This is a genomic window from Pseudomonas sp. Z3-8, from assembly GCF_051131975.1.
Lineage (GTDB): Bacteria > Pseudomonadota > Gammaproteobacteria > Pseudomonadales > Pseudomonadaceae > Aquipseudomonas.
This window is the reverse complement of record NZ_CP071643.1, coordinates 5,184,525-5,201,309: the sequence shown is the minus strand read 5'-3', so window position 1 is coordinate 5,201,309 and position 16,785 is coordinate 5,184,525. Positions and strand designations below refer to the sequence as shown.

Sequence of the window (16,785 nt, the reverse complement as noted above, 5' to 3'; positions counted from 1 at the left end):
TTTTTACAGCATGCGACAGCGTTCGGGTGCTGGCGGTGTGTTCGGGAATGCTCCTGCTTTCCGGGCGATATGCGCCGAGACCAGGATCGTTGAATCGACGTGAGTTGGGTCCGGGCCTGTATTGGGGCTCAACGAGTTTGGCAAGGTTCAGGAGAGGTTTGCCGGACGTCCTATAAGAGTGCAAAGACTAATGGCGAAGCGTGATTTTTACGAAGTATTGGGTGTCGAGCGGGGAGCCAGCGAGGCAGAGCTGAAAAAGGCTTACCGTCGCCTGGCGATGAAGCACCACCCAGACCGTAATCCCGGCGATAAAGCGTCGGAAGAGATGTTCAAGGAAGCCAACGAAGCTTACGAAGTTCTGTCCGATTCCAGCAAGCGCGCGGCCTACGACCAATACGGGCATGCCGGCGTCGACCCGAGCATGGGTGGCGGCGGTGCCGGTTTCGGCGGCCAGAACTTCTCCGATATCTTCGGCGATGTGTTCAGTGATTTTTTTGGCGGCGGCCGCGGCGGCGCCCGTGGTGGTGCCCAGCGTGGCAGCGATTTGCGCTACACGCTGGAGCTGAACCTGGAAGAAGCGGTGCGCGGTACTACCGTGAATATCCGGGTGCCGACGCTGGTCAATTGCAAGCCGTGCGACGGTTCGGGCGCCAAGAAGGGCTCCTCGCCGGTCACCTGCCCGACTTGCGGCGGCATCGGCCAGGTTCGCATGCAGCAGGGCTTTTTCTCGGTCCAGCAGACCTGCCCGCGTTGCCATGGCCAAGGCAAGATCATTTCCGATCCGTGCGACTCCTGCCACGGCGAAGGGCGTGTCGAAGAGTACAAGACGCTGTCGGTCAAAGTACCGGCCGGTGTCGACACCGGTGACCGCATTCGTCTGTCCGGCGAAGGCGAAGCGGGTGCCCAGGGCGGCCCGACCGGCGATCTGTATGTAGTGATCAACGTGCGCGAGCACGCGATCTTCCAGCGTGATGGCAAGCATCTGTTCTGCGAAGTGCCGATCAGTTTTGTTGATGCGGCCTTGGGCGGTGAGCTTGAAATCCCGACCCTTGATGGTCGCGTCAAACTGAAGATTCCCGAAGGGACGCAAACCGGCAAGCAGTTCCGCATTCGCGGCAAGGGCGTGGCTCCGGTGCGTGGCGGCGGTGCGGGCGACTTGATGTGCCGCGTCGCGGTAGAGACACCGGTCAACCTGAGCCGGCGCCAGCGGGAGCTGCTCGAAGAGTTCCGCAGTTCCCTGGCGGATGACAACAGCCACTCGCCGAAAACCACCGGTTGGTTCGAAGGTGTGAAGCGCTTCTTCGGCGATCTGTAAGGAGTGGGCATGCGACGTATAGCTGTGATGGGCGCCGCGGGGCGTATGGGCAAGGCGCTGGTCGAGGCGGTGCAGCAGCGCTCGCCGCTCTCTGGTCTGACGGCTGCCATCGTCCGGCCCGACAGTACGCTGGTGGGCGCCGATGCTGGCGAGCTGGCCTCGATCGGACGTATCGGCGTGCCAATGTCCGGTGGGTTGGAAAAGGTACTCGATGAGTTTGACGTCCTGATCGACTTCACCCTGCCAGAAGTCATGCTGAAAAACCTCGCCACCTGCCGCAAGGCTGGCAAGGCCATGGTCATCGGCACGACCGGCCTGGATACCGCGCAGAAGCAATTGTTGGCCGATGCCGGCAAGGACATACCGATCGTGTTCGCGGCGAACTTCAGCGTGGGCGTGAATCTCTCGCTCAAGCTGCTGGACCTGACGGCGCGGGTGTTGGGTGATGATGCGGATATCGAAATCATCGAGGCGCATCACCGTCACAAGATCGATGCGCCTTCGGGAACAGCCTTGCGCATGGGCGAGGTGATTGCCGATGCGCTGGGTCGTGATTTGCAGGAAGTGGCTGTGTATGGGCGCCAGGGGCACACCGGTGCGCGTGAGCGAGACACCATCGGTTTCGCGACCGTACGTGGTGGCGACGTGGTAGGTGATCACACCGTGCTGTTCGCCACCGAGGGTGAGCGCCTGGAGATTACGCACAAGGCGTCGAGTCGGATGACTTTCGCCAAGGGCGCCGTGCGTGCCGCGCTGTGGCTGGATGGTCGCGACCCCGGCTTGTACGACATGCAGGACGTTCTCGACCTGCGTTGATGCCTTCAAGGCGGGGTTCAGGTTACACTGAGCCCCGTTTTACACCGCTTCGCGACGGCCTGTCGCATTCCCCTGCCTTTAAGGCTCATTAGCGGTGGACCAAAAAAGCCTTTTTCTGTAAGCTACAGCTTTAGTGTGTCCACTAAAAGCGCGCAGAATAATTCAGTGAACAAGCGGGGTGACGTGTCCATACGTCACTCCGCTTTTTTACAACCTGCGATCGCCCTTTCAGGCTTTATTTACGGGAGGTCTTCTTGACTAAGCCAGCCATACTCGCCCTTGCTGATGGCAGCATTTTTCGCGGCGAAGCCATTGGAGCCGACGGTCAGACCGTTGGTGAGGTGGTGTTTAACACCGCAATGACCGGCTATCAGGAAATTCTTACCGATCCTTCCTACGCCCAGCAAATCGTTACCCTGACTTACCCGCACATCGGCAACACCGGCACCACGCCGGAAGATGCCGAGTCCGATCGTGTCTGGTCCGCTGGCCTGGTCATCCGCGACCTGCCGCTGGTAGCGAGCAACTGGCGTAACAAGATGTCCCTGTCCGACTACCTGAAAGCCAACAACGTCGTGGCGATCGCCGGTATCGACACCCGCCGCCTGACCCGCATCCTGCGGGAAAAAGGCGCGCAGAACGGCTGCATCATGGCCGGTGACAATATTTCCGACGAGGCCGCCATTGCCGCTGCCCAGGGTTTCCCAGGCCTCAAGGGCATGGATCTGGCGAAAGTCGTCAGCACTCAGAAACAGTACGAATGGCGCTCCTCGGTCTGGGATTTGAAAACCGATAGCCACGCGACGATCGAGGCTTCCGAACTGCCGTATCACGTGGTCGCTTACGATTACGGCGTCAAGCTGAACATCCTGCGCATGCTGGTCGCGCGCGGTTGCCGCGTTACCGTAGTGCCGGCCCAGACCCCGGCGGCTGACGTCCTGGCCCTCAAGCCCGACGGCGTGTTCCTGTCCAACGGCCCGGGTGACCCGGAGCCATGCGACTACGCGATCCAGGCGATCAAGGACGTGCTGGAAACCGAGATACCGGTATTCGGTATCTGCCTGGGGCACCAGTTGCTGGCCCTGGCTTCGGGCGCCAAGACCCTGAAAATGGGCCATGGCCACCACGGTGCCAACCACCCGGTCCAGGACCTGGATACCGGTGTCGTCATGATCACCAGTCAGAACCACGGTTTTGCGGTTGACGAGGCGACCCTGCCGGCCAACGTACGGGCCATCCACAAGTCGCTGTTCGACGGCACGCTGCAAGGCATCGAGCGCACCGACAAGAGCGCGTTCAGCTTCCAGGGCCACCCTGAAGCGAGCCCGGGCCCGAACGATGTGGCGCCGCTGTTCGATCGCTTCATCAATGAGATGGCCAAGCGACGCTGACCGCGTGAAATCCGAGGGCGGCCCCGGAAACGGTGGCCCCCGCGGGCGCTTCAAAGATTGTTCGACGGCCTAGCCGACTGACCTGCGGATTTGAGTGACAAACCCATGCCAAAACGTACAGACATAAAAAGCATCCTGATTCTCGGCGCTGGCCCGATCGTGATCGGCCAGGCCTGCGAATTCGACTACTCCGGCGCCCAGGCTTGCAAGGCCCTGCGCGAAGAGGGTTATCGCGTCATCCTGGTGAACTCCAACCCGGCCACCATCATGACCGACCCGGCCATGGCTGACGCCACCTACATCGAGCCGATCAAGTGGCAGACCGTTGCCAAGATCATCGAGAAGGAACGTCCGGACGCGCTGCTGCCGACCATGGGTGGCCAGACCGCACTGAACTGCGCTCTGGACCTGGAGCGCGAAGGCGTCCTGGAGAAGTTCGGTGTGGAAATGATCGGCGCCAATGCCGACACCATCGACAAGGCCGAAGATCGTTCGCGCTTCGACAAGGCGATGAAATCCATCGGCCTGGACTGCCCGCGCTCGGGCATCGCCCACAGCATGGAAGAAGCCAACGCCGTGCTGGAACGCCTCGGCTTCCCGTGCATCATCCGTCCGTCCTTCACCATGGGCGGCACGGGTGGTGGCATCGCCTACAACCGTGAAGAATTCGAAGAAATCTGCGCCCGTGGCCTGGACCTGTCGCCAACCAAGGAACTGCTGATCGACGAGTCCCTGATCGGTTGGAAAGAATACGAAATGGAAGTTGTCCGCGACAAAAAGGACAACTGCATCATCGTTTGCTCCATCGAGAACTTCGATCCGATGGGCGTGCACACCGGCGACTCGATTACCGTTGCACCGGCCCAGACCCTGACCGACAAGGAATACCAGATCCTGCGTAACGCCTCCCTGGCGGTACTGCGTGAGATCGGCGTGGAAACCGGTGGCTCCAACGTCCAGTTCGGCATCTGCCCGAACACTGGCCGCATGGTGGTCATCGAGATGAACCCGCGCGTGTCCCGTTCGTCGGCCCTGGCCTCGAAAGCCACCGGCTTCCCGATCGCCAAGGTCGCCGCCAAGCTGGCCGTCGGCTACACCCTGGACGAACTGTCGAACGACATCACCGGCGGCAAGACCCCGGCGTCCTTCGAGCCGTCCATCGACTACGTGGTGACCAAGCTGCCGCGTTTCGCCTTCGAAAAATTCGCCAAGGCTGACGCTCGCCTGACCACCCAGATGAAGTCGGTGGGTGAAGTCATGGCCATCGGCCGGACTTTCCAGGAATCCCTGCAAAAAGCCCTTCGTGGCCTGGAAGTGGGTGTCTGCGGCCTTGATCCGAAGCTGGACCTGAGCAAGCCGGAAAGCATGAGCGAGCTCAAGCGCGAGCTGACCGTGCCGGGCGCCGAGCGTATCTGGTACGTGGCGGATGCCTTCCGCGCCGGCATGACTGTCGAGCAGATTTTCGACATGAACATGATCGACCCTTGGTTCCTGGTGCAGATCGAAGATCTGATCAAGGAAGAAGAGAAGGTCAAGACCATGGGCATGTCCAGCATCGATCGCAACACGATGCTGGGTCTCAAGCGCAAGGGCTTCTCCGACATGCGCCTGGCCAAGCTGCTGGGTGTGACCGAAAAGAGCCTACGCACTCACCGCCACAAGCTGGAAGTCTTCCCGGTCTACAAGCGCGTCGACACCTGCGCGGCCGAGTTCGCCACCGACACTGCCTACCTGTACTCCACGTACGAAGAAGAGTGCGAAGCCGCGCCTTCGACCCGGGACAAGATCATGATCCTGGGCGGCGGTCCGAACCGGATCGGCCAGGGCATCGAGTTCGACTACTGCTGCGTCCACGCGGCACTGGCGCTGCGCGATGATGGTTACGAAACCATCATGGTCAACTGCAACCCGGAGACCGTTTCCACCGACTACGACACCTCTGATCGCCTGTACTTCGAGCCAGTGACCCTGGAAGACGTGCTGGAAATCGTCCGTGTCGAGAAGCCAAAAGGCGTGATCGTCCAGTACGGCGGGCAGACCCCTCTGAAACTGGCCCGCGCCCTCGAAGCCGCAGGCGTGCCGATCATCGGCACCAGCCCGGATGCCATCGACCGCGCCGAAGACCGCGAGCGCTTCCAGCAGATGGTCGAGCGCCTGAACCTGCGCCAGCCACCAAACGCCACCGTGCGCAGCGAAGACGAAGCGATTCGTGCGGCGGCGAAGATCGGTTATCCGCTGGTGGTGCGCCCGTCCTACGTGCTGGGCGGCCGTGCGATGGAAATCGTTTACCAGGAAGACGAACTCAAGCGCTACCTGCGCGAAGCGGTCCAGGTGTCCAATGACAGCCCGGTTCTGCTCGACCACTTCCTCAACTGCGCCATCGAAATGGATGTGGACGCGGTCTGCGACGGCAAGGATGTCGTGATCGGCGCAATCATGCAGCACATCGAGCAGGCAGGCGTTCACTCCGGTGACTCCGCCTGTTCGTTGCCGCCATACTCGTTGCCGGCCCACATCCAGGACGAGATGCGTGAACAGGTCAAGAAAATGGCCCTGGAGCTCGGGGTTGTCGGCCTGATGAACGTGCAGCTGGCGCTTCAAGGCGAAGACATCTATGTCATCGAAGTCAACCCGCGCGCCTCTCGGACCGTACCGTTCGTGTCCAAGTGCATCGGTGTTTCCCTGGCGATGATCGCTGCTCGCGTGATGGCCGGTAAAACCTTGGCGGAGCTGAACTTCACCAAGGAAATCATCCCGAACTTCTACAGCGTGAAAGAGGCGGTGTTCCCATTCGCCAAATTCCCTGGCGTAGACCCGATTCTCGGCCCGGAAATGAAATCCACCGGTGAAGTGATGGGCGTTGGCGACACCTTCGGCGAGGCCTTTGCCAAGGCCCAGATGGGCGCCAGCGAAGTCCTTCCAACGGGCGGCACGGCGTTCATCAGCGTGCGTGATGACGACAAGCCACTGGTTGCGGGCGTGGCCCGTGATCTGATCAACTTGGGATTCGAAGTGGTCGCCACTGCCGGTACCGCCAAGCTGATCGAGGCGGCGGGCCTGAAAGTGCGCCGCGTGAACAAGGTGACCGAGGGTCGTCCGCACGTGGTCGACATGATCAAGAATGACGAAGTCACGCTGATCATCAACACCACCGAAGGTCGTCAATCGATCGCCGATTCCTATTCCATTCGTCGCAATGCGCTGCAGCATAAGATCTACTGCACCACGACTATTGCTGCCGGCGAAGCGATCTGCGAAGCGCTCAAGTTCGGACCCGAGAAGACCGTACGTCGCTTGCAGGATCTACATGCAGGATTGAAGGCATGAGCATAACCAAGTACCCGATGACTGTTCAGGGCGCGAAGGCCCTGGAGGAAGAGCACGCTTTCCTGACCAAGGTCGAGCGTCCGCGCTTGAGCCAGGCGATCGGCGAAGCCCGTGAACTGGGCGACCTGAAGGAAAACGCCGAATACCACGCTGCCCGAGAGGAGCAGGGCATGGTCGAGGCGCGTGTCCGTGACATCGAAGGCCGCATGCAGAATGCGGTGATCATCGATGTCACGACGATTCCGCATACCGGCAAGGTCATTTTTGGCACTACGGTGGAGATCGCCAACGTCGAGACCGACGAAAGCGTGACTTACCAGATCGTTGGCGAGGACGAGGCAGACATCAAGCTCGGCAAGATTTCCGTCGGTTCACCCATTGCTCGCGCCTTGATTGCCAAGGAAGAGGGTGATGTGGTGGCGGTGAAGACGCCGGGTGGTGTCATCGAGTATGAGATTGTCGAAGTCCGTCATATCTGAACGAAGGCGCCCGCTGCGTGCGGGTGCCATGATCTGGCAGCTCACCCAGATGTTATGGGTGGGCGGCGTCTGGTTGCTGCACGTCGGTCTGCTGCCGGTGCTGGGTCGGATTGGCCTGGCACCGCTGCTCATCAATGAAATCGCGGGTATGCTGACGGCGCTGCTGGTGGGCTTTTCAGCAGTGTGCGTGATATTCCAGGCTTTGGTGCTGGTTCAGGCCGAGGGTCTTGGCAGTCTATGGCGCGACATTCGCGGGCAATTGCTGCTCATGGCCTTGTACGCTTGCGGGATGTTCCTGGCGGTGCGTCTCGGCTGGCCGGACGCGAGCCAATGGCAGGTATTCAGCTATCTGGTGCTGGGTTTTTCCGGCCTGGTGCTGGTGTTGCAGCCGGTTCCCGGATGGAGCGGCAGGGTGCGCGAAGCACACCCTTGACCGTTTGCATCATTTGAAGCGGTGAACGTTCGACAGTTGCTTGTTGACGCTGAAGTTCTTGCGATAAATCAGCGCCATCTTGCCGATGACCTGGACCAGGTCAGCCTTGCCGACCTTGCACAGCTCGGCAACGGCAGCCAGGCGGGCTTCGCGGTCGAGGATGTTGAGCTTGATCTTGATCAGCTCGTGATCGCCGAGGGCGCGTTCCAGTTCAGCGAGGACACCTTCAGTCAAACCGTTGTCAGCCACAGTCAAAACCGGTTTCAGATGGTGGCCGATGGATTTGTATTGTTTCTTCTGCTCTTGAGTGAGCGGCATAATCTGACCCCTGCGTCTGATCTTGTAAAAAGCGGCGGCCAGTTTACCCGAGCGAGTCCGGGACCGCCCACTTAATCACGACCCGATTTATTTTCAGAGGTGGCCCGTGGCCCGTTCCAAGACTAGCCAGAACTGGCTCAGAGAGCATTTCAACGATCCGTACGTCAAAATGGCGCAAAAAGACGGTTATCGCTCGCGCGCCAGCTATAAATTGCTGGAGATCCAGGAGAAGGATCGCCTGATTCGTCCTGGCATGACCGTGATCGACCTCGGCGCAGCGCCGGGTGGCTGGTCGCAGGTGACCAGTCGTCTGATTGGCGGCCAGGGGCGATTGATCGCTTCGGACATCCTGGAAATGGACAGCATCCCTGACGTGACCTTTATCCAGGGTGATTTCACCGAGGACGCCGTATTGGCGCAAATCCTCGAGGCCGTCGGAAATACGCAAGTCGACCTTGTGATTTCCGATATGGCCCCCAATATGAGTGGATTGGCGGCTGTCGACATGCCTCGTGCAATGTTCCTCAGCGAGCTGGCCCTGGATCTGGCGGGGCGGGTTCTGCGTCCGGGTGGTGATTTTCTGATCAAGGTCTTCCAGGGTGAAGGCTTCGATGAATACCACAAGGGCATGCGCAAATTGTTCGACAAGGTGCAGATGCGCAAGCCTTTGTCGTCCCGCGACCGCTCTCGCGAGCAGTATCTGCTGGCGCGAGGGTTTCGCGGAATCGAAGGCGCTTCCAGTGATGAGCGGCTTTGAAACAGGCCGATAGTTTTTTTGTATCGCATTGCGGGCGTCGCGTAACGAAAATTGCGCGAGTCAAAGTTTCACAAAGGGTTACAGACGGCGCCTGCCAGAGTCGCAGGTAATGTAGTAAGTTAGGCCGGTGAATATCATGCGAAGCGCGCGCCAGTAGCGGAGCTTGCTTCAGAGGGTAGTTAATTGAACGATATGGCAAAGAATCTGATCCTGTGGTTGATCATCGCCGCGGTCCTTGTGACTGTGATGAACAACTTCTCCAGCCCTAACGAGCCGCAGACCCTCAACTATTCCGATTTCCTCCAGCAGGTCAAGGAAGGCAAGGTCGAGCGCGTAGCCGTTGATGGTTATGTGATTACCGGCAAGCGCAGCGATGGCGACAGCTTCAAGACCATTCGTCCGGCGATCCAGGATAATGGTCTGATCGGCGACCTGGTGGACAATCACGTCGTGATCGAAGGCAAGCAGCCTGAGCAGCAAAGTATCTGGACCCAGCTCCTGGTCGCGAGCTTCCCGATCCTGGTGATCATCGCGGTGTTCATGTTCTTCATGCGCCAGATGCAAGGCGGGGCCGGAGGGAAGGGCGGGCCGATGAGTTTCGGCAAGAGCAAGGCCCGACTATTGTCCGAAGATCAGGTCAAGACCACCCTGGCTGACGTCGCCGGTTGCGATGAAGCCAAGGAAGAAGTCGGCGAGCTGGTTGAATTCCTGCGCGATCCGGGCAAGTTCCAGCGCCTGGGCGGGCGTATTCCCCGCGGCGTACTGATGGTGGGACCACCTGGTACCGGTAAAACCTTGCTGGCCAAGGCAATCGCTGGCGAAGCCAAGGTTCCGTTCTTCACCATTTCCGGTTCCGACTTCGTCGAGATGTTCGTCGGCGTCGGTGCGAGCCGTGTTCGCGACATGTTCGAGCAGGCGAAGAAGCACGCACCGTGCATTATCTTCATCGACGAGATCGACGCCGTTGGTCGCCACCGTGGCGCCGGCATGGGCGGCGGTCACGATGAGCGCGAGCAGACCCTCAACCAGTTGCTGGTCGAGATGGACGGTTTCGAGATGAATGACGGCATCATCGTGATCGCCGCCACCAACCGTCCGGACGTGCTCGACCCTGCGCTGCTGCGTCCAGGTCGTTTTGACCGCCAGGTCGTGGTGGGGCTGCCGGACATTCGTGGTCGCGAGCAGATCCTGAAGGTTCACATGCGCAAGGTGCCAATGGGGGATGACGTTGCTCCGGCGGTCATCGCTCGCGGCACACCGGGTTTCTCCGGTGCTGACCTGGCGAACCTGGTAAACGAAGCGTCGCTGTTTGCTGCTCGTTCCGGCAAGCGTGTCGTGGAGATGAAGGAATTCGAACTCGCCAAGGACAAGATCATGATGGGCGCCGAGCGCAAATCCATGGTCATGTCGGAAAAGGAAAAGCAGAACACCGCTTACCACGAGGCAGGACATGCCATCGTCGGTCGTGTCGTGCCTGAGCATGATCCGGTGTACAAGGTTTCCATCATTCCGCGCGGTCGTGCACTGGGTGTGACGATGTTCCTGCCGGAAGAGGACCGCTACAGCCTGTCCAAGCGCGCGCTGATCAGCCAGATCTGTTCGCTGTACGGTGGCCGTATCGCCGAGGAAATGACGTTGGGCTTCGACGGCGTGACGACGGGTGCCTCCAACGACATCATGCGCGCAAGCCAGATTGCACGGAACATGGTTACCAAGTGGGGCTTGTCCGAAAAGCTTGGTCCGTTGATGTATGCCGAGGAAGAGGGCGAAGTATTCCTGGGTCGTGGCGGCGGGGGCCAGCATGCAAGCTTCTCTGGTGAGACAGCCAAGTTGATCGACTCGGAAGTTCGCAGCATCATTGACCAGTGCTACGGCACGGCCAAGCAGATCCTCACGGACAACCGCGACAAACTGGACGCGATGGCCGACGCATTGATGAAGTATGAAACCATCGATGCCGAGCAGATCGACGACATCATGGCTGGCCGCACGCCTCGTGAGCCTCGTGACTGGTCTGGTGGTGGCACGGGTACCTCCGGTACTCCGCCAGCGGTACAGGGTGAGCGTCCCGAGACGCCCATCGGTGGTCCGGCCGCCGACGTCTAAGGCTTGAAATGACTTCTGTTCAGTCCTCTAACCGGTTGCCTTGCGGCAACCGGTTTCTTGATTTGGCCCGTGCGCACGTCATGGGCATTCTTAATGTCACTCCCGATTCCTTTTCCGATGGCGGAAGATTCTGCCAGCTCGACGCTGCATTGCGGCATGCCGAGGCCATGGTGGCAGCGGGCGCAACGCTGATCGATGTTGGCGGTGAATCGACCCGTCCCGGTGCGCGGGCGGTGTCCCCTACCGAAGAGCTGGAGCGAGTGGCGCCGATTGTCGAGCGTATACACCGCGAGCTTGATGTCATCATCTCGGTTGATACGTCCACGCCTGCGGTCATGCGCGAGGCAGCGCGACTGGGGGCGGGGCTGATCAACGATGTCCGGTCCTTGCGGCGCGACGGTGCTCTGGACGCCGCGGCGGCAACCGGGTTGCCGGTGTGCCTGATGCATATGCTCGGCGAGCCGGGGACCATGCAGGACGATCCGCACTATGATGATGTGACCAGGGAAGTGGCCAGGTTCCTCGCGGAGCGCCTGGACCAGTGTGCTGCCGTGGGCATCCCTGCCGAGCGGGTCATCCTTGATCCCGGGTTCGGCTTTGCCAAGACCCTGGCTCACAACCTGAGCCTGTTCAAACATATGGAAGCCTTGCATGCCCTGGGGCGCCCCCTGTTGGTTGGCGTCTCGCGAAAGAGCATGATAGGCAATGCCTTGGGCCGCCCGGTGGGAGAGCGCCTGTATGGCGGTCTCGCCCTGGCTGCATTGGCCCTTACCAAAGGTGCGCGCATTTTGCGCGTGCATGATGTAGCCGAAACGATGGATGTCGTGCGGATGATCGACGCTGTGGATTCAGCCGAATAAGAATGACGGAGCACTTATGAGCAAGAAATATTTTGGCACCGACGGTATTCGTGGTCGGGTCGGCGAATACCCTATTACCCCTGATTTCATGCTCAAGCTCGGCTGGGCCGCCGGCATGGCGTTCCGCAAGATGGGCGCGTGCAAGGTGCTGGTCGGCAAAGACACGCGGATTTCCGGCTACATGTTCGAATCGGCTCTCGAGGCCGGCCTTACGTCGGCGGGCGCCGATGTGATGTTGCTGGGGCCGATGCCGACGCCGGCCATTGCCTACCTGACCCGTACATTCCAGGCCCAGGCGGGCATTGTGATCAGTGCTTCGCACAATCCTCATGACGACAACGGCATCAAGTTTTTCTCTGGCAAGGGCACCAAGCTGCCGGATGAAATCGAGCTGATGATCGAAGAGCTGCTGGATGCGCCGATGACGGTGGTCGAGTCGAGCAAGATCGGCAAGGTGTCGCGGATCAACGATGCATCAGGTCGTTATATAGAGTTCTGCAAAGGCAGTGTTCCGACCGGTACGAGCTTTTCCGGTCTGAAAATCGTTGTCGATTGCGCGCATGGCGCAACCTATAAGGTCGCGCCCAGCGTTTTTCGCGAATTGGGCGCCGATGTGGTGGTGCTCTCTGCCCAACCCAACGGGCTGAACATCAACCACAATTGCGGCTCGACCCATACCGAGGCATTGCAGGCTGCGGTCCTGGCCGAGCATGCCGATCTAGGGATTGCTTTCGACGGCGACGGTGACCGGGTATTGATGGTCGACCATACCGGTACGGTCGTTGATGGCGATGAGCTGTTATTCATCATCGCGCGCGATCTGCATGGTCGCGGCAAGCTGCAGGGCGGCGTGGTCGGTACGTTGATGAGCAACCTCGGGCTTGAATTGGCCTTGGCGGACCTGGATATCCCGTTCGTACGGGCCAATGTCGGCGATCGCTACGTGATCTCTGAATTGCTGGAGCGCAACTGGGTGATCGGTGGCGAGAACTCCGGCCACATCGTCTGTTTTGACCATACCACCACTGGTGATGCGATCATCGCTGCCCTGCAAGTGTTGATGGCGCTCAAGGCGCGTAACGAGGGGCTTGCGCAGTCGCGCCAGGCGTTGCGTAAATGTCCGCAAGTGTTGATCAATGTGCGTTTCGGCGGAGGTGTCAATCCTCTCGAGCACACGACGGTCAAGCAGGCTAGCGAGCGCGTAACGCAAGCAATGGCTGGCCGTGGCCGGGTGTTGTTGCGCAAGTCTGGCACGGAGCCTTTGGTGCGTGTCATGGTCGAAGGCGAGGATGAAGCACAGGTCCGCGGTTATGCCGAAGAGCTGGCGAAGCTGGTTACTGAAGTTTCTGCCTGAATTCGGCTTGCCAGTCATGAATCGGTTGGGTAACATCTGCGCCCACTTTGACCGACGAGGTACAGCATGCGTCGCCCTATGGTAGCTGGTAACTGGAAGATGCACGGTACCCGCGCCAGCGTCGCTGAGCTGATCAAGGGCCTTCGTAACCTGGCCTTGCCAAGCGGTGTTGATGTAGCGGTGTTCCCGCCTTGCCTGTATATCAACCAAGTGGTTGATGGCTTGAAAGGCAAGTCGATTTCGGTGGGTGCACAAAACTCTGCAGTGGAATCCATGCAGGGTGCGTTAACCGGTGAAATCGCGCCGAGTCAGCTGGTGGATGCAGGATGTTCACTGGTCCTGGTCGGTCATTCCGAGCGTCGCCTGATCATGGGCGAGCAGGACAAGACCCTGATTCGCAAATTTGCCGCGGCACAGGCTTGTGGTCTGATCCCGGTGTTGTGCGTAGGGGAGACCCTCGAACAGCGTGAGGCAGGCAAGACTCTCGAAGTTGTTGCTCGCCAGTTGGGCAGCATCATCGAGGACCTGGGTGTCGGTGCGTTTGCAAAGGCAGTCATCGCTTACGAGCCGGTCTGGGCCATTGGCACCGGGCTGACTGCTTCGCCTCAACAAGCGCAGGATGTGCACGCCGCCATCCGCGCGCAGTTGGCGCAAGAAAATTCTGAAGTGGCACGAGGTGTGCGGCTTCTATACGGCGGCAGCGTGAAGGCGGCCAATGCGGTCGAACTGTTCGGCATGCCGGATATCGATGGGGGGCTCATTGGTGGAGCGTCCCTGAATGCAGATGAGTTCGGTGCGATCTGTCGCGCCGCGGGAAACTGAAAAAATGCTGGAAACAGTCGTAGTCGTTTTTCATCTGCTGGGCGCACTGGGTGTAGTTGCTCTCGTATTGCTGCAGCAGGGTAAAGGTGCGGATGCTGGTGCGTCTTTCGGTGCAGGTGCTTCAAATACTGTATTCGGAAGCCAAGGTTCCTCTACCTTTCTTAGTAAGTTTACTGCTATACTCGCCGCCGGTTTCTTCATAACCAGCTTGGGGTTAGGTTACTTTGCTAAAGAGAAGGCTCATGAGCTGACTCAAGTAGGTTTGCCAAACCCAGCGGTGTTGGAAGCGCCAAAGCAACAACCGGCTTCTGATGATGTCCCGGTGCTTCAAGAGCAAAAGTCGGCCAATCCGGCGACTGACGTACCTCCAGCTCAAGAGCAGAAGTAAGAAGGTTTCAAACGCTGTATTGCCGAGGTGGTGGAATTGGTAGACACGCAACCTTGAGGTGGTTGTGCCCATAGGGTGTAGGGGTTCGAGTCCCCTTCTCGGTACCAATTATCAGGAGAGCCCGCAATTGCGGGCTTTCTTGTAGGTGGAAGCGTTACATTGACCCTGTAAGGGATCGGTCGTATACTTCCGCCCCAGCTTTGTCGCGGGATGGAGCAGCCTGGTAGCTCGTCGGGCTCATAACCCGAAGGTCGTCGGTTCAAATCCGGCTCCCGCAACCAGTTTCAGGGCCCCTTCCAAGGGGCTTTTTGTTAGCTGGACATTTACAACGCCGCTGTTCGACGGCGTTTCAGGGATGGGCGATTCGCCCATTTTTTTTTATTTGCATGGCATGCACATACATGCACGAGGGGGTTCAGGTGTCGAGCAAGCTAGAACAGTTGCAGGCCTTGTTGGCCCCGGTGGTCGTGGCCCTTGGCTATGAATGCTGGGGTATTGAGTTTTCGGCTCAAGGTCGCCACTCACTGTTGCGCGTTTATATCGATAAGGAAGGCGGCGTGTTGGTGGATGATTGCGCCATCGTCAGCCGTCAGATCAGTGGTGTGCTGGATGTTGAAGATCCCATCACCTCCGAATACACCCTTGAAGTTTCCTCGCCTGGCATGGAACGCCCTCTGTTCACTCTTGAACAGTTCGCTTTGTTTGCCGGTGAACAAGTGAAGATAAAGCTGCGCTCGCCCTTTGAAGGCCGACGCAACTTCCAAGGCCTTCTGCGCGGTGTGGAAGAACAGGATGTCGTGGTGCAGGTAGATGACCATGAGTTCCTGTTGCCGATCGATATGATCGACAAGGCCAACATTATTCCCAGTTTTGACTGATACGTGCCAGATACTGCGGATCCCGCGGATCCAATGGCTTGCGAAAGGCGAGGCGTACGATGAGCAAAGAAGTACTGCTGGTTGTTGAGTCGGTATCCAATGAAAAGGGCGTACCGGCTAACGTTATTTTTGAAGCACTCGAGCTGGCCCTGGCCACTGCTACCAAGAAGCGCTTCGAAGACGAAGTTGATTTGCGTGTGGAGATCAATCGCCACACCGGTGCCTACGAGACTTTCCGTCGCTGGACGGTAGTCGAGGAGGCCGACCTGGATGATCCGGCTATCGAAACCTGGCCGAGCAAGGTTGCAGAAACGCATCCTGGCGCCAAGGTGGGTGATGTCGTCGAAGAAAAGATCGAGTCCATCGAATTTGGCCGCATTGCTGCACAGACTGCCAAGCAGGTCATTGTGCAGAAAGTTCGCGAAGCCGAGCGCGCGCAAGTCGTCGATGCCTATCGCGAGCGCCTGGGAGAGATCATCTCCGGCACCGTTAAAAAAGTCACCCGCGACAACGTGATCGTTGATCTGGGCAACAATGCCGAAGCATTGCTGGCTCGTGAAGACATTATTTCTCGCGAAACTTTCCGGGTGGGCGTGCGGTTGCGTGCGCTGCTCAAGGAAATCCGCACCGAGAACCGCGGCCCGCAGTTGATCCTGTCGCGTACCGCGCCGGAAATGCTGATCGAGTTGTTCCGCATCGAAGTGCCGGAAATTGCTGAAGGCCTGATCGAAGTCATGGCCGCCTCCCGTGATCCGGGTTCGCGGGCCAAGATCGCGGTCCGCTCCAAGGACAAGCGCATCGACCCGCAAGGTGCCTGCATCGGCATGCGTGGTTCGCGCGTCCAGGCCGTATCCGGCGAGTTGGGCGGCGAGCGTGTGGATATCGTCCTGTGGGACGATAACCCGGCTCAGTTCGTGATCAATGCCATGTCGCCCGCTGAAGTGGCGGCAATTATCGTCGACGAGGATGCCCATGCCATGGACATCGCCGTTGGCGCAGACAATCTCGCTCAGGCCATCGGTCGCGGTGGTCAGAACGTGCGTCTGGCTAGCCAATTGACTGGCTGGACCCTGAACGTGATGACCGAATCGGACATCCAGGCCAAGCAGCAAGCTGAAACCGGCGACATCCTGCGCAACTTCATCGAAGAGCTTGAAGTCGATGAAGAGCTGGCGCAGGTGCTGGTGGATGAGGGCTTTACCAGCCTGGAAGAGATTGCCTACGTACCGGTGGAGGAAATGCTCAACATCGACGGCTTTGACGAGGACATCGTCAACGAGCTTCGCGCTCGTGCCAAGGATCGCTTGTTGACCAAAGCCATCGCTACTGAGGAAAAGCTGGCAGACGCCCATCCGGCCGAAGACCTGCTCTCGCTTGAGGGCATGGACAAGGATTTGGCGATGGAACTGGCGGTGCGCGGCGTAATTACCCGCGAAGACCTGGCCGAGCAGTCTATTGACGATCTGCTCGACATCGACGGCATTGACGATGATCGTGCCGGCAAGTTGATCATGGCCGCCCGAGCCCACTGGTTCGAGTAA

General features: G+C 59.3%; 15 protein-coding genes and 2 tRNA genes. 16 read left to right on the top strand and 1 reads right to left on the bottom strand.

Annotated features, from left to right (window positions below):
• Positions 1 to 190: 190 nt before the first annotated feature.
• The 6 genes from dnaJ to J3P94_RS23750 all read left to right on the top strand — a co-directional run bounded on the left by dnaJ (position 191) and on the right by J3P94_RS23750 (position 7,761).
• A complete protein-coding gene (dnaJ, locus tag J3P94_RS23775) occupies positions 191 to 1,315 on the top strand; it encodes a molecular chaperone DnaJ (protein ID WP_030139779.1) in 1,125 nt (374 codons plus the stop codon).
• A 9-nt stretch (positions 1,316 to 1,324) separates the two neighbouring features.
• Positions 1,325 to 2,131, top strand: coding sequence for a 4-hydroxy-tetrahydrodipicolinate reductase (gene dapB / locus J3P94_RS23770; protein ID WP_434569858.1), 807 nt, complete (start codon positions 1,325 to 1,327; stop codon positions 2,129 to 2,131).
• Positions 2,132 to 2,385: 254 nt separating this feature from the next.
• Positions 2,386 to 3,522 carry a glutamine-hydrolyzing carbamoyl-phosphate synthase small subunit gene (gene carA, locus J3P94_RS23765; protein WP_305496914.1) on the top strand — a complete coding sequence of 379 codons (1,137 nt, stop codon included), beginning with the start codon at positions 2,386 to 2,388 and terminating at the stop codon, positions 3,520 to 3,522.
• 105 nt (positions 3,523 to 3,627) lie between these two features.
• Positions 3,628 to 6,849: a carbamoyl-phosphate synthase large subunit gene (gene carB, locus J3P94_RS23760; RefSeq protein WP_305496913.1), complete on the top strand. Its 3,222-nt coding sequence runs from the start codon at positions 3,628 to 3,630 to the stop codon at positions 6,847 to 6,849.
• A gap of 2 nt (positions 6,850 to 6,851) precedes the next feature.
• Complete coding sequence (greA, locus tag J3P94_RS23755; RefSeq protein WP_030139783.1) at positions 6,852 to 7,328, top strand: transcription elongation factor GreA; 477 nt, start codon at positions 6,852 to 6,854, stop codon at positions 7,326 to 7,328.
• Between the two features lie 28 nt (positions 7,329 to 7,356).
• Positions 7,357 to 7,761 carry an MFS transporter gene (locus J3P94_RS23750; protein WP_305496910.1) on the top strand — a complete coding sequence of 135 codons (405 nt, stop codon included), beginning with the start codon at positions 7,357 to 7,359 and terminating at the stop codon, positions 7,759 to 7,761.
• Positions 7,762 to 7,770: 9 nt separating this feature from the next.
• Here the strand turns inward: J3P94_RS23750 and J3P94_RS23745 are convergent, their stop codons facing one another.
• Complete coding sequence (locus J3P94_RS23745) at positions 7,771 to 8,079, bottom strand: YhbY family RNA-binding protein (protein WP_181287543.1); 309 nt, start codon at positions 8,077 to 8,079, stop codon at positions 7,771 to 7,773.
• A gap of 106 nt (positions 8,080 to 8,185) precedes the next feature.
• On the opposite strand from J3P94_RS23745, the gene rlmE reads away from it, so the two are divergent.
• From rlmE to nusA, 10 genes are all read left to right on the top strand, one after another.
• Positions 8,186 to 8,836, top strand: coding sequence for a 23S rRNA (uridine(2552)-2'-O)-methyltransferase RlmE (gene rlmE, locus J3P94_RS23740; RefSeq protein WP_305496908.1), 651 nt, complete (start codon positions 8,186 to 8,188; stop codon positions 8,834 to 8,836).
• 192 nt (positions 8,837 to 9,028) lie between these two features.
• Positions 9,029 to 10,942: an ATP-dependent zinc metalloprotease FtsH gene (gene ftsH / locus J3P94_RS23735; RefSeq protein ID WP_305496907.1), complete on the top strand. Its 1,914-nt coding sequence runs from the start codon at positions 9,029 to 9,031 to the stop codon at positions 10,940 to 10,942.
• An 8-nt stretch (positions 10,943 to 10,950) separates the two neighbouring features.
• Complete coding sequence (gene folP / locus J3P94_RS23730; RefSeq protein WP_434569857.1) at positions 10,951 to 11,802, top strand: dihydropteroate synthase; 852 nt, start codon at positions 10,951 to 10,953, stop codon at positions 11,800 to 11,802.
• A gap of 16 nt (positions 11,803 to 11,818) precedes the next feature.
• A complete protein-coding gene (gene glmM, locus J3P94_RS23725) occupies positions 11,819 to 13,156 on the top strand; it encodes a phosphoglucosamine mutase (RefSeq protein ID WP_434569856.1) in 1,338 nt (445 codons plus the stop codon).
• A 66-nt stretch (positions 13,157 to 13,222) separates the two neighbouring features.
• Complete coding sequence (gene tpiA / locus J3P94_RS23720; protein ID WP_305496904.1) at positions 13,223 to 13,978, top strand: triose-phosphate isomerase; 756 nt, start codon at positions 13,223 to 13,225, stop codon at positions 13,976 to 13,978.
• A gap of 4 nt (positions 13,979 to 13,982) precedes the next feature.
• Complete coding sequence (secG, locus tag J3P94_RS23715) at positions 13,983 to 14,366, top strand: preprotein translocase subunit SecG (protein WP_025211789.1); 384 nt, start codon at positions 13,983 to 13,985, stop codon at positions 14,364 to 14,366.
• Positions 14,367 to 14,387: 21 nt separating this feature from the next.
• A tRNA-Leu gene (locus J3P94_RS23710) sits at positions 14,388 to 14,473 on the top strand.
• A gap of 97 nt (positions 14,474 to 14,570) precedes the next feature.
• Positions 14,571 to 14,647, top strand: a tRNA-Met gene (locus J3P94_RS23705).
• 138 nt (positions 14,648 to 14,785) lie between these two features.
• Entirely contained in the window at positions 14,786 to 15,244 is a 459-nt protein-coding gene (gene rimP, locus J3P94_RS23700; protein WP_053118762.1) for a ribosome maturation factor RimP, read from the top strand.
• Between the two features lie 59 nt (positions 15,245 to 15,303).
• Entirely contained in the window at positions 15,304 to 16,785 is a 1,482-nt protein-coding gene (gene nusA / locus J3P94_RS23695; protein WP_047229054.1) for a transcription termination factor NusA, read from the top strand.